At 27.0% G+C, this 26,183-nt stretch carries 26 protein-coding genes; 12 read left to right on the forward strand and 14 right to left on the reverse strand.

Going from position 1 to position 26,183, the window contains the following annotated elements; genetic code table 11:
• Positions 1-59 precede the first annotated feature (59 nt).
• From D9T19_RS08025 to D9T19_RS08065, 9 genes are all read left to right on the forward strand, one after another.
• Entirely contained in the window at positions 60-263 is a 204-nt protein-coding gene (locus tag D9T19_RS08025; protein WP_121627708.1) for a hypothetical protein, read from the forward strand.
• A gap of 1 nt (position 264) precedes the next feature.
• Complete coding sequence (miaA, locus tag D9T19_RS08030) at positions 265-1,137, forward strand: tRNA (adenosine(37)-N6)-dimethylallyltransferase MiaA (protein ID WP_121627709.1); 873 nt, start codon at positions 265-267, stop codon at positions 1,135-1,137.
• A gap of 85 nt (positions 1,138-1,222) precedes the next feature.
• On the forward strand, positions 1,223-1,429 hold the full coding sequence (gene rpmE / locus D9T19_RS08035; RefSeq protein WP_121627710.1) for a 50S ribosomal protein L31: 207 nt from the start codon (positions 1,223-1,225) through the stop codon (positions 1,427-1,429).
• Between the two features lie 9 nt (positions 1,430-1,438).
• Positions 1,439-2,260 carry a 16S rRNA (cytidine(1402)-2'-O)-methyltransferase gene (rsmI, locus tag D9T19_RS08040; RefSeq protein ID WP_121627711.1) on the forward strand — a complete coding sequence of 274 codons (822 nt, stop codon included), beginning with the start codon at positions 1,439-1,441 and terminating at the stop codon, positions 2,258-2,260.
• A complete protein-coding gene (rlmB, locus tag D9T19_RS08045; RefSeq protein ID WP_121627712.1) occupies positions 2,257-2,946 on the forward strand; it encodes a 23S rRNA (guanosine(2251)-2'-O)-methyltransferase RlmB in 690 nt (229 codons plus the stop codon). Before rsmI ends, rlmB begins: the two co-directional genes overlap by 4 nt.
• A 10-nt stretch (positions 2,947-2,956) precedes the next feature.
• Positions 2,957-3,769, forward strand: a complete 813-nt coding sequence (locus tag D9T19_RS08050) for a hypothetical protein (protein ID WP_121627713.1) — start codon at positions 2,957-2,959, stop codon at positions 3,767-3,769.
• A 3-nt stretch (positions 3,770-3,772) separates the two neighbouring features.
• Complete coding sequence (locus tag D9T19_RS08055) at positions 3,773-4,987, forward strand: LL-diaminopimelate aminotransferase (protein ID WP_121627714.1); 1,215 nt, start codon at positions 3,773-3,775, stop codon at positions 4,985-4,987.
• 19 nt (positions 4,988-5,006) lie between these two features.
• Entirely contained in the window at positions 5,007-6,269 is a 1,263-nt protein-coding gene (locus D9T19_RS08060; RefSeq protein ID WP_121627715.1) for a homoserine dehydrogenase, read from the forward strand.
• Positions 6,270-6,369: 100 nt separating this feature from the next.
• Positions 6,370-7,725 (forward strand): MATE family efflux transporter, encoded by a 1,356-nt coding sequence (locus D9T19_RS08065; RefSeq protein ID WP_121627716.1) that lies wholly within the window; start codon positions 6,370-6,372, stop codon positions 7,723-7,725.
• Here the strand turns inward: D9T19_RS08065 and D9T19_RS08070 are convergent.
• From D9T19_RS08070 to D9T19_RS08110, 9 genes are all read right to left on the reverse strand, one after another.
• Positions 7,722-8,960, reverse strand: coding sequence for an MFS transporter (locus D9T19_RS08070; protein ID WP_121627717.1), 1,239 nt, complete (start codon positions 8,958-8,960; stop codon positions 7,722-7,724). The two genes, D9T19_RS08065 and D9T19_RS08070, sit on opposite strands and share 4 nt — an antisense overlap.
• A 28-nt stretch (positions 8,961-8,988) precedes the next feature.
• On the reverse strand, positions 8,989-9,702 hold the full coding sequence (locus D9T19_RS08075) for an HvfC family peptide modification chaperone (RefSeq protein WP_121627718.1): 714 nt from the start codon (positions 9,700-9,702) through the stop codon (positions 8,989-8,991).
• The gene (locus tag D9T19_RS08080; protein ID WP_121627719.1) at positions 9,692-10,516 is read right to left on the reverse strand and encodes an MbnB/TglH/ChrH family RiPP precursor modification enzyme; all 825 of its coding nucleotides are present in this window, start codon (positions 10,514-10,516) and stop codon (positions 9,692-9,694) included. The genes D9T19_RS08075 and D9T19_RS08080 overlap by 11 nt, the downstream gene beginning before the upstream one ends.
• 20 nt (positions 10,517-10,536) lie before the next feature.
• Complete coding sequence (locus D9T19_RS08085) at positions 10,537-10,857, reverse strand: HvfA family oxazolone/thioamide-modified RiPP metallophore (RefSeq protein WP_121627720.1); 321 nt, start codon at positions 10,855-10,857, stop codon at positions 10,537-10,539.
• A gap of 167 nt (positions 10,858-11,024) precedes the next feature.
• The gene (locus tag D9T19_RS08090; RefSeq protein WP_121627721.1) at positions 11,025-14,123 is read right to left on the reverse strand and encodes an efflux RND transporter permease subunit; all 3,099 of its coding nucleotides are present in this window, start codon (positions 14,121-14,123) and stop codon (positions 11,025-11,027) included.
• Positions 14,124-14,132: 9 nt separating this feature from the next.
• Entirely contained in the window at positions 14,133-15,137 is a 1,005-nt protein-coding gene (locus D9T19_RS08095) for an efflux RND transporter periplasmic adaptor subunit (protein WP_228197987.1), read from the reverse strand.
• Positions 15,137-16,339 (reverse strand): TolC family protein, encoded by a 1,203-nt coding sequence (locus D9T19_RS08100; RefSeq protein WP_162984565.1) that lies wholly within the window; start codon positions 16,337-16,339, stop codon positions 15,137-15,139. Before D9T19_RS08100 ends, D9T19_RS08095 begins: the two co-directional genes overlap by 1 nt.
• Before the next feature lie 8 nt (positions 16,340-16,347).
• On the reverse strand, positions 16,348-16,728 hold the full coding sequence (locus tag D9T19_RS08105; protein WP_228197988.1) for a FixH family protein: 381 nt from the start codon (positions 16,726-16,728) through the stop codon (positions 16,348-16,350).
• Between the two features lie 76 nt (positions 16,729-16,804).
• The gene (locus D9T19_RS08110; protein ID WP_121627725.1) at positions 16,805-17,881 is read right to left on the reverse strand and encodes a sensor histidine kinase; all 1,077 of its coding nucleotides are present in this window, start codon (positions 17,879-17,881) and stop codon (positions 16,805-16,807) included.
• 167 nt (positions 17,882-18,048) lie between these two features.
• Between D9T19_RS08110 and D9T19_RS08115 the strand changes: the two genes are divergently transcribed.
• The gene (locus tag D9T19_RS08115) at positions 18,049-18,711 is read left to right on the forward strand and encodes a response regulator transcription factor (protein WP_121627726.1); all 663 of its coding nucleotides are present in this window, start codon (positions 18,049-18,051) and stop codon (positions 18,709-18,711) included.
• Between the two features lie 53 nt (positions 18,712-18,764).
• On the opposite strand, the gene gltX is transcribed toward D9T19_RS08115, so the two are convergent.
• The 5 genes from gltX to hisF all read right to left on the reverse strand — a co-directional run bounded on the left by gltX (position 18,765) and on the right by hisF (position 23,368).
• The gene (gltX, locus tag D9T19_RS08120; protein ID WP_121627727.1) at positions 18,765-20,180 is read right to left on the reverse strand and encodes a glutamate--tRNA ligase; all 1,416 of its coding nucleotides are present in this window, start codon (positions 20,178-20,180) and stop codon (positions 18,765-18,767) included.
• Between the two features lie 88 nt (positions 20,181-20,268).
• Entirely contained in the window at positions 20,269-21,351 is a 1,083-nt protein-coding gene (rlmN, locus tag D9T19_RS08125; protein ID WP_121627728.1) for a dual-specificity RNA methyltransferase RlmN, read from the reverse strand.
• Positions 21,352-21,388: 37 nt separating this feature from the next.
• Positions 21,389-21,925 carry a phosphorylase family protein gene (locus tag D9T19_RS08130; protein WP_121627729.1) on the reverse strand — a complete coding sequence of 179 codons (537 nt, stop codon included), beginning with the start codon at positions 21,923-21,925 and terminating at the stop codon, positions 21,389-21,391.
• Entirely contained in the window at positions 21,922-22,605 is a 684-nt protein-coding gene (locus tag D9T19_RS08135; protein WP_121627730.1) for an SIMPL domain-containing protein, read from the reverse strand. Before D9T19_RS08135 ends, D9T19_RS08130 begins: the two co-directional genes overlap by 4 nt.
• Before the next feature lies 1 nt (position 22,606).
• Positions 22,607-23,368: an imidazole glycerol phosphate synthase subunit HisF gene (gene hisF, locus D9T19_RS08140; RefSeq protein WP_121627731.1), complete on the reverse strand. Its 762-nt coding sequence runs from the start codon at positions 23,366-23,368 to the stop codon at positions 22,607-22,609.
• Between the two features lie 72 nt (positions 23,369-23,440).
• On the opposite strand from hisF, the gene rsmA reads away from it, so the two are divergent.
• Together rsmA and D9T19_RS08150 are read left to right on the forward strand one after the other, a co-directional pair.
• Positions 23,441-24,235 carry a 16S rRNA (adenine(1518)-N(6)/adenine(1519)-N(6))-dimethyltransferase RsmA gene (gene rsmA / locus D9T19_RS08145; protein ID WP_121627732.1) on the forward strand — a complete coding sequence of 265 codons (795 nt, stop codon included), beginning with the start codon at positions 23,441-23,443 and terminating at the stop codon, positions 24,233-24,235.
• Positions 24,222-26,180, forward strand: a complete 1,959-nt coding sequence (locus D9T19_RS08150) for a ribonuclease J (RefSeq protein ID WP_228197989.1) — start codon at positions 24,222-24,224, stop codon at positions 26,178-26,180. Before rsmA ends, D9T19_RS08150 begins: the two co-directional genes overlap by 14 nt.
• Positions 26,181-26,183: the final 3 nt, after the last annotated feature.

The raw sequence follows: 26,183 nt of genomic DNA on the forward strand, positions 1-26,183 counted from the left end.
ATAAGGACAAAAAGCGTTGACGCTTTTTGTTTTTAATTTTAAAGGCCGAGAAAAATTTAATGAAAATACTAAAATATACACTTATACTATTATTTATAACAAGTTTCTTTACAGCTTGTTCTTCAAAAGTACAAACAGAAGTTACCGAATCGAACGATCAAAATGTTTCAGGACTATTAAAAACATTAATAAAAAAAGAACAAGAAATTAATAAATTAAATCAAAAATTAGAAGATTGCAAAAAAACAAAAGATGTAGAATAAAATGAAAGAAATTGCAATTATAGGATCTACGGCTTCAGGTAAAACGGGTTTATCCTTGGAAATAGCAGATAAAACAAACTCAATTATATTATCACTTGATTCTCTATCTGTATATAAAGATATTGATATTGCATCTGCAAAACCTACAAAAGAAGAAAGAGGGGATATTATTCATTTTGGAATAAATGAAGTTTATCCAAATGAAGAATATGATGTAATCAAGTTTATCGATTGTTATAAAAAAGCAAAAAAATATGCGCAAGAGAATAATAAAAATCTTATTATAGTAGGTGGAACAGGATTCTATCTAAAAGCTTTAATAGAAGGCTTATCTACAGGTGTTAAATCAAAAATAAAATTAGATTCAAATGTTGGTGAAGTTTATGATTTATTATACTCACTTGATGAAGATTATATGTCAAGAATTAAAAGAAATGATAAGTATAGAGTTGAAAAAGCTTACGCAATTTATAAAGAGACAAATCTAACTCCAAGTGAATATTTTCTACAAAATCCTAAGATTCCAATTACTAAAGATCTTAAATTATTTGAAATTATTTGGGAGAAAGAAGAATTAAAAAAAAGGATTCATCAAAGAACAAAAGTAATGATAAAAGATGGAATTATTGATGAAGTTATTTTTTTAGAAAAAAAATATTCAAGAAAGCCAAATAGCATGTCATCTATTGGTATTTTAGAAACCCTAGAATTTTTAGATGGTAGATTAGATAAAAAACAATTGGAAGAAAAAATCGCATTAAATACAACTAAACTTGCTAAAAGACAAAACACCTTTAACAAAGGTCAATTTAATAATCAACAAACATCTGGAGTTATAACAAGCTTAAATTCAGAGATTCTTAAGTTTTTTTAGTTATAATCCGCGTTCTAAGAGTTTAATAAAGGGCAACATAGACTTGACCTTTTATTTTACATTAATTTTATATAAGGAATATGGCGTGAAAAAAGATATACACCCAGATTACAAAACTTGTACAGTATCTTGTGCTTGTGGTAATACATTTGAAACTAAATCAAATGTTGAAACTATGAGAATAGATATTTGTTCAGAATGTCACCCATTCTTTACTGGTGAGCAAAAAATTGTTGATGCTGCTGGTAGAGTTGAGAAATTCAAAGCTAAATACGCTGCTGCTGCAAAGTAGTAGAACTTTATGCTCTGCTTAGTTCCCACTCCAATAGGTAATCTTGAAGATATCTCAAAAAGATCTCTTCAAGTCCTAGAAGAGTGCGAACTAATTTTTTGTGAAGATACAAGAGTCACAAAAAAACTACTTTCACTTTTAGGTGAAAAAAATAATCTAGACTTTTCAAATAAAGAGTATAAATCTTACCACTCTCATAATGAAAAGAAAGTCCTAGAAACATTATCAAAAGAAACTTTTACTAAAAATGTTGTTTATGTAAGTGATGCAGGAATGCCTTGTGTCTCAGACCCAGGTGCAACTCTAGTTGATTTTTGTATAAAAAATGACATACAATATGATGTATTACCAGGTGCAAATGCTGTTTTAACTGCTTATGCAATGAGTGGATTTACACATACTACTTTTTCTTTCCATGGCTTTTTAGCTCATAAAGGAAGTGAAAGAACTTCAAAATTAAATGCCATTTTAAATGATGATAAATTAGCAATAATTTATGAGTCACCACATAGATTAGGTAAATTATTAGAAGAATTAAATAAACAAGCCCCAAATAGAACAATATTTTTAGCAAAAGAAATAACAAAATTACATCAAACTACATATAAAGATACTGCATCAAAATTATATGAAGAGTTTAAAAGTATAAACATAAGAGGTGAATGGGTTGTTGTTATTGAACCTTTAGAAATAACAGGTTCACACCTTGAATTAAAAGATATACAAGACCTTCCTTTAGCTCCAAAAGTTAAAGCAAAACTTATATCTAAACTAACAGGACAATCTACAAAAGAGGTTTATCAAGAACTTTTAGATAGAATCACTTTATGATAATATATGGAAAACAAATCGTACTATACGTACTTGAAAATCACCCCGAATTAATTGAAGAAGTTTTTCTTTCAAAAGAAATAGATAAAAAACTATTTTCTAAGTTTGCAAACTTAAAAAAAGTAATCTATAAAGTTGATAATCAAAAAGCACAAGCCTTAGCAAAAGGAGGAAACCATCAAGGTTTCTTCTTAAAACTTGTTCAATTTGACTATGCACCAATAAAAGAGTTCAAAGATATGAACTTTATTTTAGTTTTAGATGGTGTTACAGATGTTGGTAATATTGGAGCAATCGCAAGAACTGCGTATTCAATGGGAATTGAAGGAATAATTGCATCAAATATAAAAACAATCAATAACGCAGGAATTGTAAGAACAAGTTCTGGAGCATTACTTGATTTACCTTTTATGGTTCATCCAAGATCAGCTGATCTTTCAAGTGAACTTAGAGATTGTGGATTTACCTTGATTGGTGCTACAATGGATGGTATTGATCTAAAAAAATATGGAAAGATTGAAAAAACAGATAAAGTTGCACTATTTTTAGGAAGTGAAGGTGAAGGTATTTCTCCAAAAGTTGCTAAAAAACTTGATTTAAAAGTATCAATTGCAATGGAACATGAATTTGATTCTTTAAACGTATCTGTAGCAGCTGGGATATTAATTTATAATCTAAAAAGATAAGAGATTCACTATGCTAAAAAAATTAATTTTAATAATATCTTCTACTGTAGTATTGAATGCAAGTATAAATACAGAAGTTGAAAATATAATAGGTTCAAGTACTTATAATACAAATAAAAACCTAATCAACTATATTTTCAATGGAAATAGTTCTACATACTATACTAATGGACAAGTAAATTATATAGCATTAACAAATACATTGCAAAGTAATGGTTTATTAAAATTAAAATATGGTTCATCTCAATATATAAATATTTCATTTAAAATAAGTGACAATCCAAAAAAATCTCTTATGATTCTACAAGATACACTAAAATCTTTAGGTTATTATTACTATCTTGTTCAAGATGCTAAATATGATAAAAACAAATATATTTGGACTATAAAATTAAAAACAGAAGCCGCCATTAACCCTCTTAGGTTATCAAAAGCACTTGCAAGAAATAATTGTAAAGTAAGCTTTATAAAAAAAGAGGGCAAATATGATTGGAAATATTCTATAAATAGTGATAATTCAGTGATTTACAAAGCAAATGACTTAATAAGTAACTCTCAATTATCATTAAAAAAACCACTTAAACCATATATAGTAAAAGTTGAAAATGCTACTAGCTTAAATATAGTATCAAATAGTGGAAATAGATGGTATCCAAATGTAATTTTTTATGATAATGATTTAAATATTATAGAAAGTTTTAAAGATGATAGTTTACATCATAATTTAAGTATTGATGTACCAAATAATACAACATATATAAAAATAGATGATTTGTATTCTCTTGCTAACTTAAAGCGAGGGATTAGTATTACAAAGGAGTAGTAAGTGTTTAATGAAATAGAGTTCGAAAGAATGAAAAGACTTCCAAATTATGTGTTTGCTGAAGTTAATAATATAAAAATGGAAGCTAGACATGCTGGCGAAGATATAATAGATTTTTCAATGGGAAATCCTGATGGTCCTACACCACAACATATTATTGATAAATTAAAAGAAACAGCAGATAAAGGGAAAAACCACGGTTATTCTGTAAGTGCTGGTATATATAAACTTAGACTTGCAATTTGTAACTGGTATAAAAGAAAATATGGTGTTGATTACCTAGACCCTGATAAACACGCTTGTGCAACAATGGGTTCTAAAGAAGGTTATGTTCACTTAGTTCAAGCAATTGTAAATGTTGGTGATGTAGCAGTAGTTCCAGATCCAACTTATCCAATTCACTCGTATGCATTTATGTTAAGTGGAGCAGCTATTCATAAGTTTGAACTTTCTTTTGGTCATGATTATAAAGTTGATGAAGATATATTCTTTGAAAGATTACAAAAAACACTTGATGAATCAATTCCTAAAGTAAAATTTGTAGTTGTAAACTTCCCACATAATCCAACATGTGCAACAGTTACACCAGAATTTTATCAAAGACTTGTAGATATGGCAAAAAGAGAAAGATTCTATGTAATTTCTGATATTGCGTATGCTGATATATCTTTTGATGGATATAAAAGTCCTTCAATATTTGGAGCAGAGGGTGCACTTGATGTTGCAGTTGAATCATTTACTTTATCTAAATCATATAATATGGCAGGATGGAGAGTTGGATTTATTGTTGGTAATGAAAAACTTGTAGGAGCATTAAAAAGAATCAAATCTTGGCTTGATTATGGAATGTTTACACCAATTCAAGTAGCTGCAACTGTAGCACTTGATGGACCACAAGAATGTGTAGCAGAACATGTTGAAAAATATAGATTTAGACGAGATGTTATGATTGATGCATTTAAAGATGCAGGTTGGGAAATGGATACACCAAATGCTTCTATGTTTATTTGGGCAAAAATCCCAAAAGTAGCTGAACATTTAGGAAGTATGGAATTTTCAAAACAATTATTAACTCAAGCACAAGTAGCTGTTAGTCCTGGTATTGGATTTGGTCACTATGGTGAAGGTTATGTAAGAATTGCACTAATTGAAAATGAAAAAAGAATTAGACAAGCAGCAAAAAATATTAAGAAATATTTAAAATCATTAGAAAAATAAAAATAGGGTAGGGAATAATATGTTAAAAGTAGGAATTATTGGAGTAGGAACAGTTGGAACTAGTGTTGCAAATATTTTAAGAGATAATAAAAATATTATTACTGCACGTGCTGGTATTGAGATTGAGCCTGTTCTAGGAGTAGTTTCAAACTTAAACAAAAAAAGAGATGTCTCTATCAAATTAACTGATAATATTGATGATATTTTAAATGATGATTCAATTGATATTGTAGTTGAACTTATGGGTGGAATTGAAAAACCTTATGAAGTAGTGAAAAAAGCTTTAGCAAAAGGTAAAGCTGTTGTAACTGCAAATAAAGCTTTACTAGCTTATCATAGATATGAATTACAAGAAATAGCTGGAGATACTGCATTTGAATATGAGGCAGCAGTAGCTGGTGGTATTCCAATTATTAATGCATTAAGAGAAGGTTTAACTGCAAATAATATTTTATCAATCAAAGGTATTATGAACGGTACTTGTAACTATATGCTTACAAAAATGATTCAAGAAGGTGTTGATTATGACACTATTTTAAAAGAATCACAAGAATTAGGATATGCAGAAGCTGATCCAACATTTGATGTTGGTGGTTTTGATGCTGCTCATAAATTACTAATTTTAGGATCAATTGCTTACGGAATTGATGCAAAGCCTGAAGATATTCTAATTGAAGGTATTGAAAATATTTCACCTGAAGATATTGATTTTGCATCTGAATTTGATTATTCAATCAAATTATTAACAATTGCTAAAAAAATTGGTAATCAAATCGAACTTAGAGTTCATCCTGTATTAATACCAAATTCGCAAATGATTGCAAAAGTTGAAGGTGTTATGAATGGTGTATCTGTAATTGGTGATAAAGTTGGTGAAACAATGTATTATGGACCAGGAGCAGGTGGAGATGCAACTGCTTCAGCTGTTGTTGCAAATATTGTTGATATTGCAAGACGTGGAAAAGGTTCACCAATGCTTGGTTTTGAGGCTTCTTATGGTGAAGATTTAAAACTAATGAGTAAAGACGATATTCAAACAAAATATTATTTAAGACTTAGAGTTGAAGATAAAGCTGGTGTATTAGCAAAAGTTGCAAATATTCTAAGTAAATATGATATTTCTATTGAAAAAATGATTCAAAAACCATTAAATAAAACTTGTGCACATATATTACTATCTACACATATTTCTATTGAAAGTAATATAAATAAAGCACTTGCTGAAATTAAAGAAGCAGGTGTTGTAACAGCTGAACCTGCAATGATTAGAATAGAAGATTAATTCTTCTTTCTAATTCTTCTTTTTACTCTTTAACATCACTTAAAACTCTTTTTTTACACTATAATCACTCTTAAACAAATCAAAAAATATGGATAACACTTTGACAAAATCAAATCACTTAACTACACAAAAAATCCCATCACTTATTAGACAGTTAGCAATTCCTGCAAGTGTTGGAATGTTTTTTAACACTATGTACAATGTTGTAGATACATTTTATGCTGGACTTATTTCAACCCAAGCAATTGCAGCTTTATCTCTATCTTTTATGATATTCTTCTTAATTATTGGTCTAGGATATGGTTTTTCTTCAGCAATTACTGCCTTATTAGGAAATGCTTTTGGAAAAAAGAAATATAAATTGGCTTCAATTTATGCACATAAAGGTCTATTTTTTGTACCTCTTCTTGGTATTCTTCTTGGAATTATTGGATATTTTGTAGCACCTTCATTGTTTATTTTATTAGGTGCAAGTGAACAATATTTAGCTACATCAATAGAATATATAAATCCTATTTTATTTGGTACAGTATTTTTTATGTTTAATTTCTCACTAAACTCAATACTTGTGGCACAAGGTGATACAAAAACATATAGAAATACTTTAATATTTGGTTTCTTTGCAAACCTAGCTTTAAATCCTTTATTTATTTATGGATTTTTATTTATACCTGCAATGGGAATAAAAGGTATCGCAATTGCTACAGTTTTAATTCAAGTAATAAATATGTTTTTTATGCTTTATAAAGTACTTCAAACAAAAGTTATTCACTTTGAGAAATTAGAATATTTTCTTCCAGATTTTAGAATATATAAATTATTTATGAGCCAAGGATTACCTATAAGTTTGAGTATGTTAACTATGGCATTTGGTTCATTAATTCTTACTTATTTTGTATCTCATTACGGTATGCAAGCAGTTGCAGGATATGGTATAGGATATAGAGTTGAGCAACTTATGCTTTTACCAGCACTTGGTCTTAATACTGCTGTTTTAACACTTGTTTCAAATAATTATGGTGCTAAAAAATATGATAGAGTTATTGAGACATTAAAAGTTTCACTTAAATATGGATTTATAATTTCGACTGTTGGAATAATATTATTAACTCTTCTTGGAAGATTTATTATCACTCAATTTGATTCAAATGAAATAGTTGTAAACTTTGGAGTTGATTATTTACTAGTTGAAATATGGATTTTCTATGCTTATATTGTTTTATTTATTTGTGTATCAACACTTCAAGGAATAAAAAAACCTAAGATGATTTTATTTATTAGTTTATATAGACAAATTATTGCAAAACTTATTATTGCATGGATTATTGTTAAATATTTTGAATTGGATTACATTTATTTATGGTTTGGAATTTTATTTATGATTTATAGTGCTGCAATATTCACATATTTTTATACAAATAAAGTACTTAAAAAAGTTTGTAATAAAACAATTTAATCTTTAGATACATAATCTTCATCTTGTCTTGGATCTAACTTGGATAATTCTGGACTTGATGCAAGGGGAATATTAACAAAAACACTTAGGTCTTTGTCTTTTATTCTTTCTTGCGTTAAGGCATAAATACTTAGAATAATGCATAAAATAAAGAAACTTATAAATAAGAAATTTGATGATAAACTAAGTCCAAAACCTATAATAAGTGGAGATAAAAATGAACCAATCCCATAAGTAAATAGCAAACTTCTACTTATTTCTACAATATCTTTATTTTCATCAACAACATCGTTTGCTCTTGCAACTGCTAAAGGATACAAAGTAAATATTGCTAAGCCTAAACAAAATCCTAATATATATAGATAAATTTCTTCATTTCCATATATTATAAATAAAAGTGAAATAATCGCACTAAAAAATGAAACAATAGAAATAAGTTTTCTTCTACCAAATTTATCTGAAAGTATTCCAACTGGCCATTGAGAAATCAATCCACCAAGAATAGAAATTAACATAAATTTTGAAACAAGTTCAATAGAAGCACTTTGTGTAAGAATATAAACAGGAATCATTGAGAAAAAACCACCTACAACAAAACCGCTAATAAAACTTGTAACTGTTGCAAGAGGTGCAACTGAGAATATTTTTGGAAAGCTGAATTTTTCAAAAGGTACTAATACTGGTTCTTTTATTTTAGTAAAAGAAATAAAAATAACAGAAAATAGAACGAGAATAGAACCTATTGTAAATATAAATTGTTTAAAATGCTCATCAATATTTAAGAATAATTGCCCAATTCCTATAGATAAATAGAAAATTATTGTATAAATAGCTAATATCTGACCTCTATTTTCTTCAGAACTTTTTTCATTTAGCCAGCTTTCTAATATAATTAAAAGTGCATAAAAAGAAAATCCCGAAACTAATCTTAATACTGCCCATAATATTTCATTAAAAAAGAGTGAATGCATAAGAAAAGAGATAACCATAAGAGCAGCAAAAGCAGCAAAACTTCTGATATGTCCAACAGATGATATAAATTTTTGTGAAAATATAGAAGATAAAACAGCACCTAAAAAAAATGAAGCATTAATAATACCAATAACAGTATTGCTAACTTCTAAATCTTTTAAATATACTCCTACAAATGTTAGAATCATCCCATAACCAACAGCTAAAAATGCTATTGCAAAAAATAAAGATGATATTGGAAATACAATTTTTTTTAAACCCATAAATTAACTCTTTTTCTTTTAGTATATTCTAATAAATCGCCTTTAATAAAAGTAATTCTTGTAAAGGTTCTTGTAAAATCTCTTTTGCTTCATTAAAATCAATTTCATTTTCTTTACAAAGTATTTCTAAAATTTTAGAAAGAGATTCTTTTTTATTTGATTTTTTGATTAAAACATATAAAAATTGATTTATTTCTCTATATAATACTTCATCACTTTTATAGTCATAATATATGATTAAAAAGTTTTCTCTCGTATTTTCATAGTCTTTATTTATAATATCAAAATCAAATCTTTTAAGCCTTGCACTTGGAGCTAATTTATATCCATTTTCCCAAGAAAAATCTTTCTTTTTTATCTTTTTATATTCTTTCATATATATTTCAACTTCAATCCAGTCAAAATATAATAGTTCATAAAGATATTTTCTATTATGAAAAAGTTTTTGTTTTTTTACAAATTTTCTATAATCATTTGCTATTTGCCACACATATGGAGTACTTGGAGGATTTTTTAAAAATGAATAAATACTTTTTTCTAACTCATCTTCACTTATGTGTTTACAAAACTCTATAAATGTACTTTTAACTATTTCTTCAAATCTATAAAAAACAAGTTTTTGATAAACTTTATATACAGAATTTGTAGGATTTTCTTTTTGATTACTTATAATATCAATAAATCTATCTTGTACATTTTTCTCAATAGTTTTTTCAACTTTTTTTGTTTTTTTATTTTGCATTACGAACTGCCTTACAAATTCTTTCCATCTTTCTATACTCTATTTCAAGCTCACTAAGAGGTGGGACATTGTTATCTCGTTCAATCATTACAGGTGCATCTATTTGTTTTAAAGTATACTCTAAAAGTTTCCAAACACCAGAACAAATTGGCATTCCATGAGAATCTATTTTTAAAGCAGATTCTTCATCAAAATAATGACCTGCCATATGCATATAAGCTACTTTACTTTTATCAATTTCATCAATAAATTTTCGTGCTTTAAAAGAGTGATTAGAAGCATTTACAAATACATTATTTACATCAAGTAACATTTTTGCACCTGATTTTTCCATTACTTCATTTATAAAATCAACTTCTCTCATTTCAGAATAAGGTACTAAATAATATGTAGAGTTTTCTAGTATTAAATTTCTTTGAATTATATCCTCAACTTCTTTTACTCTATCACTTATAATATCTACCATCTTTTTTGTCATTGGAACAGGTAGTAGTTCATAAGATTGTCTATTATCTAAAGAGGAAAAAGAAAGATGTTCAGAATAAAATTCTATATTATATCTATCTAGGAAAGTTTTGATTTGCTTGACAAACTTTCTATTAAGTTTGCAAGCAGAACCAATTGATAAAGATAAACCATGTGCAATTGTAGGTCTTGAAAAAACAGCTTGTTCAAATGCTTTTTCATAAATTCGAGGCATATGCATCCAGTTTTCAGGAGTTACCTCCCACCAATCTGGTTGAAATTTACTTGATTGTATATCTAGTAAAAAATCACTTCGTAAGCCTAATCCACATCCATTTAAATTCATCATTGTTTATTCTTTATTAAAAATTATTTTGCTTCTTTTTTCATATCAGCACCACATTTACCAGCACCACAAGAAGCTTTTTTCATATCTTTTTTCATCTCATGACCTTTCATGTCGCCTTTTTTCATATCAGCACCACACTTACCAGCACCACATGAAGCTTTTTTCATATCTTTTTTCATATCAGCACCACATTTACCAGCACCACAAGAAGCTTTCTTTTCAGTTTTCTTAACATCACCACCACATTTTCCTGCACCACACGAAGCAGTTCCTGCAAAAGCAGCTGTACTTGTTAAAGCAGCTCCTAACATAATTCCAGCTAATTTCATTTTAGTATTCATTTTAAATCCTTGATTTTAATTGACATTTATTTTGTCATTCTTATTATTTACTTCCTTTATTTAAAGAAGCGACTTTTGATTTTAATTTTTTATATCTTTCATATGTACGAGAGCATTTTATATTTTTATTGTGTAGTGAATGTTTAGATTACTACATATTTAAAAGATTACTCAAACTTATCCTTTTTCTTCATTTCTAGTATATAAAAGATTGAAGGTATTATAATTAAAGTTAATAATGCAGATGAGAACATTCCACCAATCATCGGTGCTGCGATTCTTTGCATAACTTCACTACCCACTGAATTTATATACATAATAGGAATAAGACCCCCTAAAATTGCAAATAGAGTCATTAACTTCGGACGTAGTCTTAAAACTGCACCTTTGTATATTGCATTAAAAATATCACTTCTATTTATTTGTTTTGATTTTTGTTTTAATTCATTCATAGCTTCATGTAAATAAACCAACATTACAATAGATGTTTCAGCTGCAATTCCAAGAAGAGCAAGAAAACCAACGATAACAGCAATAGAAATATTAAAGTCCAAATAATCAAGATAAAAGATTCCACCTGTTAAAGCAAAAGGAAGTGTAAAAAATATAATCATTGTATATGTAATATTTTTTAGTGCAAAATATATTAATAAAAAAATAATTACAAAAGTAAATGGAATAATATATATTAATCGCTGTACTGCTGATTCCAAGTATTCACTTTGTCCTGCCCATTCATAATAAAAACCATCAGGTAATTTAATATCATTTAAAAGCTCTTTTGCTTCATCTTTATACTGTTTTGCAGATATTCCACTTTTAGGTGTAATATAAATAAAGTTTACATTTAATGCTTTTTCAGATTTTATAACAGAAGGTCCTTCTTCATATTTTAAGTTTGCAAACATTTCAAGATTCTGGAATCCAAGTTTTGTTTTTATCTGTAAATTACGAAGAGATGTAATATCTTCTCTTTGTGTAGTTTCATATCTCAAACTTATTGGGTATCTTTCAAGTCCATCTAAAAATGTAGATATTTTTGCTCCCGCAACTCCCAATGAAATAGTAGAAAGAATATCATTTTTTGTAATTCCATACCTTGATAGCATTTCTTCTTTTACTTCTATATTTAAGTAATAACCAGAATTAATTTTATCTGTTGATACTGAAAGAGTTTTATTAAACTTTTTTAATTTTTGTTCAATTACCCCTGCACTTATTTCTAATTGTTTATGATTATTACCATATAATTTTATACCAAGAGGAGTTCTTATACCTGTTAAAAGCATATCAATTCTTCCTCTTATTGGATAAGTCCAAGAGTTAATAAGACCTGCAACTTGAAGTTTTTTATCCATTCCTTCCATAAGTTTTTTATACGTCATTCCTTTTCGCCATTGTTCTTGAGGTTTAAAAGTAATAATAGTCTCAATCATTGCAAGAGGGGCAGGATCAGTTGCTGTATTAGCCCGACCTGTTTTTCCAAATACAGTTTGTACTTCAGGAAAGGACTTGATGATTTTATTTGTTTTTTGTGTTAATTCTTTTGATAAATCAATTCCTAAACCATAAGGAGTTACGGGCATATACATAATTGTTTGCTCATTCATCATTGGCATAAATTCCCAATTTAATTTTTTATAAACTGGATAGGAAACAATTAACATTCCGAAAAAAATAAATACTACTAAATATCTAAATTTTAAAGATAATTTTAACAGTGGAGAATAAAGTAAAATAAAAAACTTATTCAATATGTTTTTATCTTCTCTTACAATTTTTCCACGTATAAAAAATATCATAAGAATAGGAACTATAGTAATAGATAATATTGCTCCACTTATCATTGCAAACGATTTGGTAAAAGCTAAAGGAGTGAACAATCTTCCTTCTTGTCCTGTTAAGGCAAATATTGGAAGAAAAGAGACTACAACTAATATCAAAGCAAAGAAAATGGGTCGTCCAACTTGTTTTGCTGATTTTATTATGATCTTAATTCGTTCTTCATTTGATATATTTTCTTTTCCTTGAAGATGTTTATGTGCATTTTCAACCATTACAATCGTAGCATCAACCATTGCACCAATTGCAATTGCAATACCACCTAAACTCATAATATTTGAGCCCATTCCAAAAGCTTTCATTAATAAAAATGTAATTAAAACCGTAAGAGGAAGAGTGATTATAATAATTAACGCTGATCTAAAATGAAATAGAAATAATCCTGTAATAATCATAACAATAATGGACTCTTCTATAAGTGTATTTTTAAGTGTATTTATTGCTTTATCAATAAGTGTCGACCTATCATAAGTTTCAATAACTTCAACACCTTCAACTTTTAGTGTTTTGATTTTTTCTTTTACTGCTTTGATAACTTTATATGGATTTTCACCAAAACGAACAATTACAATCCCACCAACAGTTTCACCTTCACCGTTTAAATCTACCATTCCTCTTCTGTTAGTTGCTGTAATATTTACTTCTGCTATATCTTTTATTTTTAGAGGTATTGTATTATTTGTTTTTATTGTAATATTCTCAATATCAACAATAGATTTTAAATATCCCTTAGCTTGAATCATATGTTCAAAGCCATTTTCTAGAATAATTCGACCACCTTTTTCATCATTATTTGAAGTTAGTGCTTTTTTAACTTGATTTATAGAAATATCATATTGAACTAGTTTATCTTGGTCTAATGTGATTTCATAGTTTTTTATAAAACCACCAATACTTGCAATTTCACTTACTCCATCAACACCAAGTAGGGCATATTTATAATAATAATCTTGTAAAGTTCTTAGTTCATCAAGTGATTTATTATCAGATTTAAGTGCATATTCATAAGCCCAACCAACACCCGTTGCATCTGGACCAATTGTAACATTTGCATCACTTGGAAATGTTCCTTGTAAAGAAGATAATTGCTCTAATATTCTATTTCTTGAATCATAAAGATCCGTTCCATCTTTAAAAATAATATAAATTAATGCATTTTGAAAAGAACTCATAGCTCTTACTGTATCAATATTTGGTAAAGACATTAAATTTGAGATTAGTGGATATGAAACTTGTTCTTCTATTGTTTTAGGACTTTGTCCAGCCCACTTAACTTGTACAATTACTTGAGGAGGTGATAAATCAGGTAAGGCATCTAAACTTGTATTTTTAACTGCCCAAATAGATGCAAACGTTAAGATAATTATAGAAAAGAGTACTAGAAACTTATTTTTAATGCTGTATGAAATTATATTTTCTACCATAATATCTTCCTACCAGTCTTCATCATCATCTGATGAATATAAACCGTTTGTAACAGCATCAGAATCAAGTAAAAATAGGGCGTTGTTTATTACAATTTGTCCTTCTTCTAAACCACTTAATATTTCATATTTACTTGAAGACAATCTTTTAGCTTCAATTTCAATAGGTTCAAATTCAGTTTTAGAAAGGTTTTGGAAAACATAAAACTTATCACCTTTTCTAAGAACTGCTGTTTTAGGTAAAGTTAACATCTGTTTTTCAATAGTTTTAATCTTTACCTTTGCAAACATATTGGGATAAAGTTTTAAGTCTTTATTGGCAATTATAAATCGTACATCTACAGTTTTTGTTTTCATATCAACTGTAGGATAAATCATATCAACCTTCGACGCTATTGGATTTTTAACTCCATCTATATAAATTTTTGCTTTCATATCTTTTTTTATGAATGATAAATCTTTTTGATAAACAGAGGCAATAAACCAAAGTTCATCTAAAGATACTAATTGAAGAAGAAGTTTTCCTTTTTTTATAAAACTTCCTTTATTTATATTTTTTTGTAAAATAATAGAATTCATAGGTGAATAAAAAGAAATGTCTTTTAGAACTTTTTTAGAACTTTTTATTTTTTTAATCATTGAAGAATTTATATCCAAAGATTTTAATTTCTCAATATTACTATTTACTAATGATTTATTAAATTTTTTTGCAATTTGTAATTCTTCTTGAATTGAAGATATTTCATTTGAATATATAGTAAAAAGTGGACTTGCTTTTTTTATAGTTTTATATTGTTCATTTGCATATAATTTTGTGATATATCCGTCAAACCTAGTCACAATATCATAGATTTTTGTTTCATTTAGAGCTGTTCTTCCATAAAAGCTTTTTAAAGTACCTATTTGCTCTTTTTGTACTTTGACAAGCTTTTTATTAAACACTTGTGAAACTTCAATGATTTGAGCATTTAGTATTGAAACTCCTAAGAGTAGGGCTATGAAGAGGTATTTCATTATATTTCCTTAGTAAAATATATAGATTTAGCAATTGCACTAAAATATTTATCTTTTTGATTAATTACTTCTAATTTATATTTTATGATTTCATTTAAATTATTTATTAAAGATTTTGAATCAATCTTTTGCAAAGAGTTATATGATTCTAGAACTTTTTGCAATTGATTAAATTTTGGAAGAATTTTATTATTAATAATATCAAGTGTAATTATTGAATCATTTATAGTTTCTTGTAGTATTTTTATTTTATTTTTAAAGCTTGATTTTAAATCTTGAATATTATGATTTATTTCAATAGTTTTTATTTTTGCTTGTTTTGATTTTATATCTTCACTTCCTCTAAGAGACAAAGGAATTGCAAATGCAATATTTACATAATCTTCATATTTCTCATCTCTTTGAAAATAGTTTAGTGAAACTTTTATATCTGAATTCTTTTTTTCTTTTTCTAAAATTGAAATATTATCTTGCTTTTTTGAACTTTGAATAAGTGATAATATTTTAGGATGAGAATTTATATTTGTAAGAAGTTTTATTTTTTTTATTTTAGTATCAATATTTATATTTTTAATTTTTTCGTATGTGATTTCTTCTAGGTTTAAATTTATTGTATTTAATAAAGTTTGTAATTTCTGTGATTTAAGATTTAGTTCTTGATACAAAACTTGTGTATTAATAATTTGTATCTGAGTAGCTTTATTATATTTATATAGTTTAGTTAATAGTTCTTCTAATTTTAATGTATTTGATTTAAATTCTTGAAAAAGTGCTAATTTTTCTTCTAATAATTTTTCTTTATAAATATACTCATATATTTTTGATTTGTATTGTAATTTCTTTTCTTCAAGTAAATATTTAGAAATTTGATAATCATTTATTGCTATTTTTTCTTTTCTTTGAAGTTTTTCACCTATTGGAACGATTTGAGAAAAACCGATAAACTGCGATTGCATCGCTTCTAAATCTCTTTTTGAAACATCATCAAATTGTATATCATTAATTCCAAATGTTAAAACAGGATTTTGCCATTTGGAAGAAAGTGCAATTTGTTCTTTTGTACTTTTAATTGATTCTTCTAATGCTTTTAAACTATAATTATTTTTAAATGTATTTTCAATAATATTATCTATAGTTTGTGCATTAGCAAGAGAAAAACTTGCTAAGATTATTAAGGTAAATAGAAAAAGTTTTTTTCTCATCATAATACTTATAAGTTAATACTTGATCTAATTTTATGTACTTTTCCATCTGCTGATTTAAACATTAGATGATATTGCCAAGTCCCACCCATTGAAAGATTAATCATAAATTTGTATTTTCCATCAACTAGTTTTGCTTTATCTTTAAATTCCATATATGGCATACCTGGCATTTCTGGCATAAAAAATTTTGCTTTTACTTTTGCATTTGTAACAACAACTCCATCTTTATACAAGCTAGCAAAGAAAATATTATCTCCAATTACTAGTGATTTTTCTGATTTTAGTACTATTTCATAAGAATCTTTTTGTACTTTATGAGATATTACTTCTGCATTTAAAAAGCCAAAAGTCAGTGTTACAATAGTCAATAATTTTAATAAGTTCATAATAAACTCCTTTTTTAATTTAAAGGAGTTTATTCTTTTAATATGGAAGTAGTGTGGAAAAATAAAAGTTGAATAGCTAATTAAAAGTAAGTATAAAAGTTGTGCCTTCTTTTATTTTTGAGTGAACATCTATTTTTATTTTATATTCATCACATATATTTTTTACAATATTAAGTCCAATACCAAAACCACCACTATCATTTGTTGCTCTATAATATCTATTGAAAATATCCTTTACTTTTTTTTCTTCAATTCCTATACCAGAATCTTTGATAAGAAGTTTTTTATCTTTTAATTCAATATTAATAAAACCTGTTTTTTTATTATATTTTATTGCATTGGATAAAATATTATTAAAAACTCTTATAAAATCATTTTTATCTATCATAAATTTTAATTCTTCTAAACTAATATTTATAGTAATTTTCTTTTTTTGTGCTAATACATCAAAATATTTTAACTCTTCTTCAATAATTTCCTTTAAAGAAATATCTTCTAAATTAATTTTTTTTTCTTTATCTTCTAAAAAAATATATGTTAAATCTTTATATATTTCTGATATTTTAACTGATGCTAATCTTATTCTCTCAATTTGTTTTTTACTTAATTCTTCTTTTTCACAGGACATTAAAATAGCACTAATTGGTGTATTTAACTCATGAGTTGTATCTTTTATAAAGTTGTTTAACTTTTCTCTTTCATCTTTTATTGGTTTTAAAAATAGTCGTGCAAGATAAAATCCAATAAGAGCTAAAATTGTATATATCGTCATAAAAAGAATAATTATTTCATTTTTTAGATTTTGAACTCTTTGAAAATATACATTCTCTTTTATCGCAATATAATATATTCCAAGGTGACCATAAGTAGAATTATCAAGTAAAATAAAATACTTATCTTTTTTGATAATTTTTTTAGAAAAATCAATTTTCTCATCTAAATTACCGTACATCTTTTTTTTATCTTTATCATAAAATGCAATTTTATAAAGTTTTGTTCTCAAAAACTGTGAAGTATCAATTTTTTTATTTTTCATATGTGAAAAGATGATTTGTGAAGTAATATTAGATACTACATTTTGCATTTTTGTTTTTGTTAAATCAAAATATAGTTTTTTCTCATTTTGAAAGTAAAGTAGGGCAATAAAAAGCATTAAAATAAAAGAAGCACCTAAATAAAGGCTAAGGAATCTAATAAAGGTACGTTTTTCACTTTGTGTTAAATTAATTATAAACTCCTAATTTATTCTTTTTTATCAAAAGTATATCATAAAAGTTTTTTTCCATATACTTTACATATTAAATTTACTATACTTGCAATATGAAAATATTACTACTTGAAGATGATACTTTATTAAATGAAATTATAGAAGAGTTCCTAGAAGAATTAGGACATAAAGTAATTTCTACCTTTGATGGACAAGAAGCCCTTGAAACAATTTATGAACATAATTTTGACTTATTATTACTTGATGTTAATGTACCATCATTAAATGGTTTTGATTTGTTAAAAAGTTTAAAAAATAATTCTATTAATACTGCTAGTATATATATCACTTCTTTACATACGCCAAATGATATGAAAAAAGGCTTTGATAGTGGAGCTGATGATTATATAAAAAAACCATTTCAATTAAGTGAATTAAATTTGAGAATAAATAATATAAGTAGATTACGCCAAATTGAAAAAACAGGATTAAAAGTTTTAAGTCCAGATATTTCATATAATTATGATACAAAAAATATAACTATGCAAACAAAACAAATACACTTATCTAAAACCCAAGCAAAAATTTTTGAGTATTTTTTAAAAAATGAGAATAAAACTATATCAATAGAAGAAATAGGTTTAAACAATTGGGCGTATGATGAAATTCCAACAGATTCAACAATAAGAACATATATAAAAAACTTGAGAAAGATTATAGGTAAAGATAGAATTACCACTATAAAAGGAGTAGGTTACCAGGTAACCTTTAAGTAACCATTTAAGGTTACCATATTAGAAAAAATATTTTCTCTAATATGATTTAAAATCTAATTTTCTTCTTTATTAAAATTAACTTCTATTGCTTTTTCAAGTCTTGATTTTGTTTCATCATAACCTAAAACAGAAATTATATCATAAACTGAAGGAGCTTGTGTTCCACCCGTTAGTGCAATTCTAATTGGTTGGAATAATTGAGGGAATTTCAAGCCATTTTCTTCTATAAATGGTTTAGTAAATGCTTCAATATTATCAACTGAATATAATTCATCTTTATGTTCATCTAATAAAAGTAAATACTTTTTCAAAAAGTCTAAAGTCCCTTCTTTAACAAACTTTTTACTTCCTTTAGCTTCATATTCACTTGGTACTTCTAATATTTTATTTACTGAATCTTTTAATTCAATTAATGTTTGTGCTCTTTGTTTTGATAAATCTAATATTTCTGTTTTTTTATCATAATTACTTAAATCTAAATCAAAAGCTTTTAATTCTTCAACTAATCTATCATTTGAAACTGATTTAATATATTCAGAATTTAACCATAAAAGTTTTTCTGCATTATATGAAGATGCTGATTTATTGATATTATTAGGATCAAATAATTCTAACATTTCATCCATTGAAAAGATTTCTTGATCTCCATTTGACCAACCAAGTCTTACTAAAAAGTTTAGAAGTGCTTCAGGTAAATATCCATCTCTTTTATATTGCATTACATCCATAGCACCATCTCTTTTAGATAGTTTTTTACCTTTTGGATTATTAATCATTGGCATATGATAAAACTTAGGAATATCAAATCCTAAAGCATTATAAATTACAATTTGTTTAGGAGTATTACTAACATGATCATCACCTCTTAAAACGTCTGTCATACCCATTAAATGATCATCAATAACAACTACAAAGTTATATATAGGCATTCCATTAGCACGTGCAATTACAAAATCATCAACTTGATTAGCATCAAATTTCATAGAACCTTTAACACCATCTTCAAATGTAATAAAACCTTCTGTTGGAGCTTTGATTCTAATTACAGGTTCAATATCAGTTGGAATCTCTGGTAAAACTTTACCTTCTTCAGGTCTCCAAGTTCCATCATATCTTGGATTTTCTTTAGCTGCTTCTTGAGAAGCTCTCAGTGCTGCAAGTTCATCTTTACTCATATAACACTTATAAGCTTTACCTTCTTCTAAAAGTTGATCTATATATTTTTTATAAATATCTATTCTTTTAGATTGGTATTCAATTTCACAGTCACTTGGCATTCCCACCCACTCAAATGCTTCTAATATTGCTCTTACTGCATCTTCATTATTTCTTGCATTATCAGTGTCTTCAATTCTAAGTTTAAACTCACCATTTGTTTTTTTAGCCCAAAGATAACTATAAAGTGCAGTTCGAAGTCCTCCAATATGTAAATATCCTGTTGGACTTGGTGCAAATCTTGTAATTGCCATTTATTATTTCTCCTCTTTTTTATTATATATGTAAAATCCTACCCCTGATACTATTACTACACTAGCTATAAATATTAGCATTCCTATCTCAAGCCAGCCCATTTGCATCCTTTTCTTTTAACTGTCCACAAGCAGCTGAAATATCTATACCTTTAGATTCTCTAATAGTACAAATAAGACCTCGATCATTTAAATAATCTTTAAATCTAATCATATCTTCAACTTCTGGTCTTTCATAATCTGTCCCTGGATATGGATTAAAGAAAATAAGATTTACTTTTGCATTTATACCATTTAATAGTTTAATTAATTTAGCAGCAGCTTCAATACTGTCATTTTTACCTTTGATTACAAGGTATTCAAACATAACTTTTTTTCTAGTATCAACTGGAAATTTTTTAACTGCATCAATAATTGTTTGAATATTATAAGCTTTATTCATAGGAATTAATTCAGATCTTAATTCATCATCAACAGCATGAAGTGAAATTGCAAGTTGAATTCCTAAATCAAATTCACCAAGCTTTTCTATTTTTGATGCAACTCCTGAAGTAGATACTGTTTGTCTTCTTTTATTAATAGATAAACCTTCTTCTTCAGAAAAAACATTTACAGCACGTGTAAAGTTTTTAAAGTTATCAAGAGGTTCACCCATTCCCATATATACAATATTTACTGATTTATTAGCAGGGATATCATTATCTCTTTTAATATTTACAATTTGTGCAATATATTCACCAACTGTAAGGTTTCTTACAAATCCACCTTTTGCAGTTAAACAAAAAGTACAGCCAACTTTACAACCAACTTGAGAAGAAACACAAACTGTGTATTTTTCACTACGAACAATTACACCTTCTTCATTTTTTTTCTTCTCTTTCATTAGTAAAAGTACTGCTTCAACAGTTAAATTATCTCTTAATTTAAAAAGATATTTAATACTTCCATCTATACTTACTTCTTTTTTTAGAATACTCATCACATCAATTGGGTATTTTTCTTCTAATTCTTCTTTTAAATCTTTTGGTATATTTTTCATCTCATCATAAGATGTTGCATATTGTTTATATAACCAGTTGTATACTTGCTTTGCTCTAAATGATGGTTTTAGAGTTTCTTTTAATTCATCAAGAGAAAAATCGTATATTGAGGGTGTTCCTTGTTTTGCCATTGTTAATCCATTTCTTTTTGTTTTTATCTATTTTAACTTATTTTATGATGTTTTTTTCAACTACATATTCACTTAATTTTTTCATTGCTTCTTTATGATTTTTTAAAAAATCTTTATGTGCATTTTCATTTGTATAATTTGTAACTATAAATATTCCTGCAACTGGTATTTTAAATTCAAGTGCTACTTGAACTACTGAAAAATATTCCATATTTTCAATACCAATTCCGTATTCTTTATATTCTTTACATAACTCTTGATTTGTTGATATATAGTTTGAAGAGTTAACTATAGTATCATTCCTAACTATTTCATTATTGGATTCTAAAACTTTATCTAAAGGTGTATATGAATTATTTGATAGAAAAGAAAGTTCAATATTAGAAGCTTTTCTTGATTCTATAATATCAAATACTTTATGATTTCCATAAGAACCTGCTGTTCCTATAAAAAGAATAAAATCAGGTTTATTAAGCATACATTTTTTAGTTAAATTAATAGCTGACTCAATTAATCCTACACCAATTACTTGGGCAAAATCAAAAGTTTCATTTCTTCCCGCACAAACAATCATCTACATTCCAATAAATATTTTGGTTCAATATGAATTTCTTGACTAGAATTAACAGGAGCAATATCTGCTACACTTTTAGAAGAGTAAGACTCTTTATTTACGGCTCTTAAAAATTGATGATTTGATTCATTTATAGTAATATTTCTAACTATACAATCTTTTGATAAACTATTTTTTAAAGATTGGGCATAAGCATCTATCCACTTAATCGCATCAATTCTTAATTCATCTAAACTATTATCATAAAGCTCAATACTTGTATTCCACGAAACACTTGAAATCATAAGTTTTACGTTATCTCGATCAAAAGTATTTTCTAAATTTATCAAATCATCTATAAATTTATTTAAATCATTTGCATTTTCAGATTTTATAACATATCTAAGTGTCCCGATATATCCCATAAATTTTTGTGTATTTTTAAAATATTTATACTTAGGACTTAGTGTAAATTTACCATCTTTTTTTTGAACTGTTTTATTACCTTTAATATATTTACTAAACTTTTCAATATGTTTATTTATAAAATCTTCAGATTCATTTTCGATATTAATATTTACATATGTACTTAATACATCAGGCGTAACTAATTTTGTGAATCTTTTATTAAAAGATATCTCATATGAAAATACGGAAATAGGTAAAAGTAGGGCAAGAAGAAATAAAACTTTAACTTTCATATTAAATTCTCACTGGTATATTATTATCTCTTAAATATCTTTTTAAATCCATAATATCTATTTCTTTGAAGTGAAAAATTGATGCAGCTAATGCAGCACTTGCACCATGTTCAAAAGCTTCTTTCATATGTTCCATAGTCCCAGCACCACCACTTGCAATCACTGGAATATCAATCATTGAAGATATTTTTTCTGTAATATTTAATTCAAATCCTGTTTTAGCACCATCTGTATCCATAGATGTAAGTAAAATTTCACCTGCACCTCTTTCATAAACTTCTTTTGCCCAAATAACAGCATCAATTCCTGTATCTTCTCTTCCACCTTTTACAAAAACGTGATATGAACCATCAAGGACTTTTTTCACATCAATTGCTGTTACAATACATTGAGAACCAAATCTTTTAGCACTTTCATTTATCAAATCAGGATTTGAAACAGCTGATGAGTTAATCGAAACTTTGTCACATCCTACATTTAATAATTTATAAATATCTTCAAGTTTTCGTATTCCTCCACCAACTGTAAGTGGAATAAAAACTTCTTTTGCAACTTGTTTTACAATATCTACAATAGTTCCTCTGTTTTCATGGCTAGCTGTAATATCTAAGAAAGTTATTTCATCTGCACCTTCATTATTATATCTCTTTGCAACTTCTACAGGATCACCTGCATCACGAAGACCTACAAAATTTATTCCTTTTACTACTCTTCCATTATCTACATCTAAACAAGGTATAATTCTTTTTGCAAAACTACTCAAGTAAATTCCTTCATTCTAATTAATTGTATATTATCTAATTATAAGTTAAAAGCAGTTATACTCTTTCCAATTATGGAAAATATAAAAGCAAAAAAAAAATACGGACAAAACTTTTTAAAAGATACTACGGTTTTGGATAAGATCATCCAATCGATGCCCAACAACAATAACTATGTGGTGGAAATTGGGCCTGGATTAGGTGATTTGACTAAAAATCTAGTCAAGTACAAAGAGATGACTGCTTATGAAGTAGATACTGATTTAATTAGTATTTTAGAGTCCAAATTTGCAATAGAAATAGAAGAAGGTAAACTAGAACTGATTCACACAGATGTTTTAGAAGCTTGGGATAAACAAGAAACCTTACACGATGGTAAATATGATTTAATAGCCAATTTACCATATTATATTGCAACAAATATTATATTAAGAGCATTTGAAGATAAGAACTGTGAGAGCATCATTGTAATGATTCAAAAAGAAGTAGCTTTAAAATTCTCGGCAAAGCCTAAGGATAAAGAGTTTTCTTCACTAGGAGTAATTACGAATATGATGTCGATTGAATCAAGAATACTATTTGACGTACCTCCTGAATCATTCGATCCTCCACCAAAAGTTATGTCTTCTATACTTTATATTAGAAAAGATATGAATAAAACTATAGATAAAGATTTTAATAAATTTTTAAAGGCTTGCTTTGTGCAGCCTAGAAAAAAACTATCAAAAAATCTTTCTTCAATAGTTGATAAAAAGTTAATATCAGAATATTATGAAGAACTTGGAATTAGTGATAATATAAGACCTCATGAAGTTAGTTCATCTTTGTATAGCCAATTGTATACAAAGGTAAGAAATGGAAGAAATTAAACAAGAAGAAACAATTGTTAACACACAGGCTGCTATAAAAACTACTGAAGACAAGCCAGTAGAAGAAAAGCAAATTATAAAAAAAGAAGAAGTTAAACCTTCTAGAGAAGCTAATAAAGCTAATCAAAAAAGAAAACCAAACCAAAATAATAAAAGACCAAAAGCAAAACTACCTACAGAAATGGTAGGAGAGGGATGGATAAATGATCTTAAAAAAGCTTTTGTTACAAATGAAAAAATTCAAAAAGATAGATTAAATCCACATTATAAATTAAATCTTAACACTAATGCTAAATTAAGAGTTACTCCACTTGGTGGACTAGGTGAAATTGGTGGGAATATGATGGTTATTGAGACTGAAAAGTCTGCAATTATCGTTGATGTTGGTATGAACTTTCCTGATGAAACTATGCATGGTGTTGATATTTTAATCCCTGATTTTTCATATTTAAGAGAAATTAAACACAAAATTGAAGCTGTTATTATTACTCATGGACATGAAGATCATATTGGTGCAATGCCATATTTATTTAAAGAAATGCAATTTCCTATTTATGGAACATCATTACCATTAGAAATGATTGGTTCAAAATTTGATGAACATAAAATGAGAGAATATAGAAAATTCTTTAGAGCTATTGAAAAAAGAAGACCAATTAAAATTGGTGAATTTGAAGTAGAATGGATGCATGTAACTCACTCAATTATTGATTCATCAGCAATTGCTGTTACAACAGAAGCTGGAACAATGATTCATACAGGTGACTTTAAAATTGACCATACTCCAATTGATGGTTATCCAACAGATTTACATAGACTTGCATATTATGGTGAGAAAGGTGTTTTATTATTAACATCAGATTCAACAAATTCACATTCACCAGGATTTACAAGAACTGAAAAAACTGTAGGACCTACATTTGATAGAATTTTTGCACAAGCAAAAGGTAGAGTTATTATGTCTACATTCTCATCAAATATTCATAGAGTTTCTCAAGCAATTGAAAGAGGAATTAAAGCAAATAGAAAAGTTTGTGTAATTGGTAGATCAATGGAAAAAAACTTAGACTTAGCAATGGGTTTAGGATATGTTAAATTTCCAAAAGATTCTTTTATAGATGCACATGAAGTAAATAAATATAAAGATGAAGAAGTTTTAATTATTACAACAGGTTCTCAAGGTGAACCAATGTCAGCACTATATAGAATGGCAATTCATGAGCATAGACATATTAAAATTAAACCAAATGATCAAATTGTACTATCAGCAAAAGCAATTCCTGGAAATGAAGCTAGTGTATCTGGTATTATAAATCATTTATTAAAAGCAGGGGCAAAAGTAGCATATCAAGATTATCCAGATATTCACGTATCAGGACATGCAGCTCAAGAAGAACAAAAATTAATGTTAAGATTAGTTAAACCTAAATTCTTTATGCCAGTTCATGGTGAATATAATCATGCACTAAAACATGGTAAAACAGGTATTGACTGTGGTATTTTAGAACGAAATCTTTATATTATGAATGCTGGTGAGCAAATTGAAATAACTCCTAAGTATATGAAAAAAGTAAAAACTGTTAAATCAGGAAAAGTATATATTGATAATCAATTAAATCATAAAATTTCTGATGATATTGTACTTGATAGACAAACAATGGCAAACGAGGGTGTTGTTATGATTGTTGCTCAAGTAAATGAAAGTGATAGAACATTAGCACAAAGAGCAAAAGTTACTTCATTTGGTTTAGTTCCAGATAAACAAGATAAATTCTTTGCAAAAGAAATAGAAGATTTATTAGCAACTTTCCTTTCAAATGTTAAACCAGGGATTTTCAAAAATTCTAGAATGTTAGAAGACGAATTAAGAAAAGTAGTTAGAAAACACTGTATTAGAAAATATAAAAAATACCCAATGATTGTGCCAACTGTATTTGTACAATAAGGA

Source organism: Poseidonibacter antarcticus (assembly GCF_003667345.1).
In the GTDB taxonomy this organism is placed as follows: Bacteria; Campylobacterota; Campylobacteria; order Campylobacterales; family Arcobacteraceae; genus Poseidonibacter; species Poseidonibacter antarcticus.

What these genes read in the sequence shown, in the direction of transcription:
- D9T19_RS08110 (WP_121627725.1), bottom strand. Translation starts at nt 17,881, where the DNA reads ATGCTTTTTATTGCCCTACTTTACTTTCAAAATGAGAAAAAACTATAT.
- D9T19_RS08060 (WP_121627715.1), top strand. Translation starts at nt 5,007, where the DNA reads ATGTTAAAAGTAGGAATTATTGGAGTAGGAACAGTTGGAACTAGTGTT.
- miaA (WP_121627709.1), top strand. Translation starts at nt 265, where the DNA reads ATGAAAGAAATTGCAATTATAGGATCTACGGCTTCAGGTAAAACGGGT.
- D9T19_RS08115 (WP_121627726.1), top strand. Translation starts at nt 18,049, where the DNA reads ATGAAAATATTACTACTTGAAGATGATACTTTATTAAATGAAATTATA.
- D9T19_RS08025 (WP_121627708.1), top strand. Translation starts at nt 60, where the DNA reads ATGAAAATACTAAAATATACACTTATACTATTATTTATAACAAGTTTC.
- D9T19_RS08100 (WP_162984565.1), bottom strand. Translation starts at nt 16,339, where the DNA reads ATGAGAAAAAAACTTTTTCTATTTACCTTAATAATCTTAGCAAGTTTT.
- D9T19_RS08150 (WP_228197989.1), top strand. Translation starts at nt 24,222, where the DNA reads ATGGAAGAAATTAAACAAGAAGAAACAATTGTTAACACACAGGCTGCT.
- rlmN (WP_121627728.1), bottom strand. Translation starts at nt 21,351, where the DNA reads ATGGCAAAACAAGGAACACCCTCAATATACGATTTTTCTCTTGATGAA.
- rsmI (WP_121627711.1), top strand. Translation starts at nt 1,439, where the DNA reads ATGCTCTGCTTAGTTCCCACTCCAATAGGTAATCTTGAAGATATCTCA.
- D9T19_RS08075 (WP_121627718.1), bottom strand. Translation starts at nt 9,702, where the DNA reads ATGCAAAATAAAAAAACAAAAAAAGTTGAAAAAACTATTGAGAAAAAT.
- D9T19_RS08095 (WP_228197987.1), bottom strand. Translation starts at nt 15,137, where the DNA reads ATGAAATACCTCTTCATAGCCCTACTCTTAGGAGTTTCAATACTAAAT.
- D9T19_RS08070 (WP_121627717.1), bottom strand. Translation starts at nt 8,960, where the DNA reads ATGGGTTTAAAAAAAATTGTATTTCCAATATCATCTTTATTTTTTGCA.
- D9T19_RS08105 (WP_228197988.1), bottom strand. Translation starts at nt 16,728, where the DNA reads ATGAACTTATTAAAATTATTGACTATTGTAACACTGACTTTTGGCTTT.
- D9T19_RS08050 (WP_121627713.1), top strand. Translation starts at nt 2,957, where the DNA reads ATGCTAAAAAAATTAATTTTAATAATATCTTCTACTGTAGTATTGAAT.
- gltX (WP_121627727.1), bottom strand. Translation starts at nt 20,180, where the DNA reads ATGGCAATTACAAGATTTGCACCAAGTCCAACAGGATATTTACATATT.
- rlmB (WP_121627712.1), top strand. Translation starts at nt 2,257, where the DNA reads ATGATAATATATGGAAAACAAATCGTACTATACGTACTTGAAAATCAC.
- D9T19_RS08135 (WP_121627730.1), bottom strand. Translation starts at nt 22,605, where the DNA reads ATGAAAGTTAAAGTTTTATTTCTTCTTGCCCTACTTTTACCTATTTCC.
- D9T19_RS08090 (WP_121627721.1), bottom strand. Translation starts at nt 14,123, where the DNA reads ATGGTAGAAAATATAATTTCATACAGCATTAAAAATAAGTTTCTAGTA.
- rsmA (WP_121627732.1), top strand. Translation starts at nt 23,441, where the DNA reads ATGGAAAATATAAAAGCAAAAAAAAAATACGGACAAAACTTTTTAAAA.
- D9T19_RS08085 (WP_121627720.1), bottom strand. Translation starts at nt 10,857, where the DNA reads ATGAATACTAAAATGAAATTAGCTGGAATTATGTTAGGAGCTGCTTTA.
- D9T19_RS08080 (WP_121627719.1), bottom strand. Translation starts at nt 10,516, where the DNA reads ATGATGAATTTAAATGGATGTGGATTAGGCTTACGAAGTGATTTTTTA.
- D9T19_RS08130 (WP_121627729.1), bottom strand. Translation starts at nt 21,925, where the DNA reads ATGATTGTTTGTGCGGGAAGAAATGAAACTTTTGATTTTGCCCAAGTA.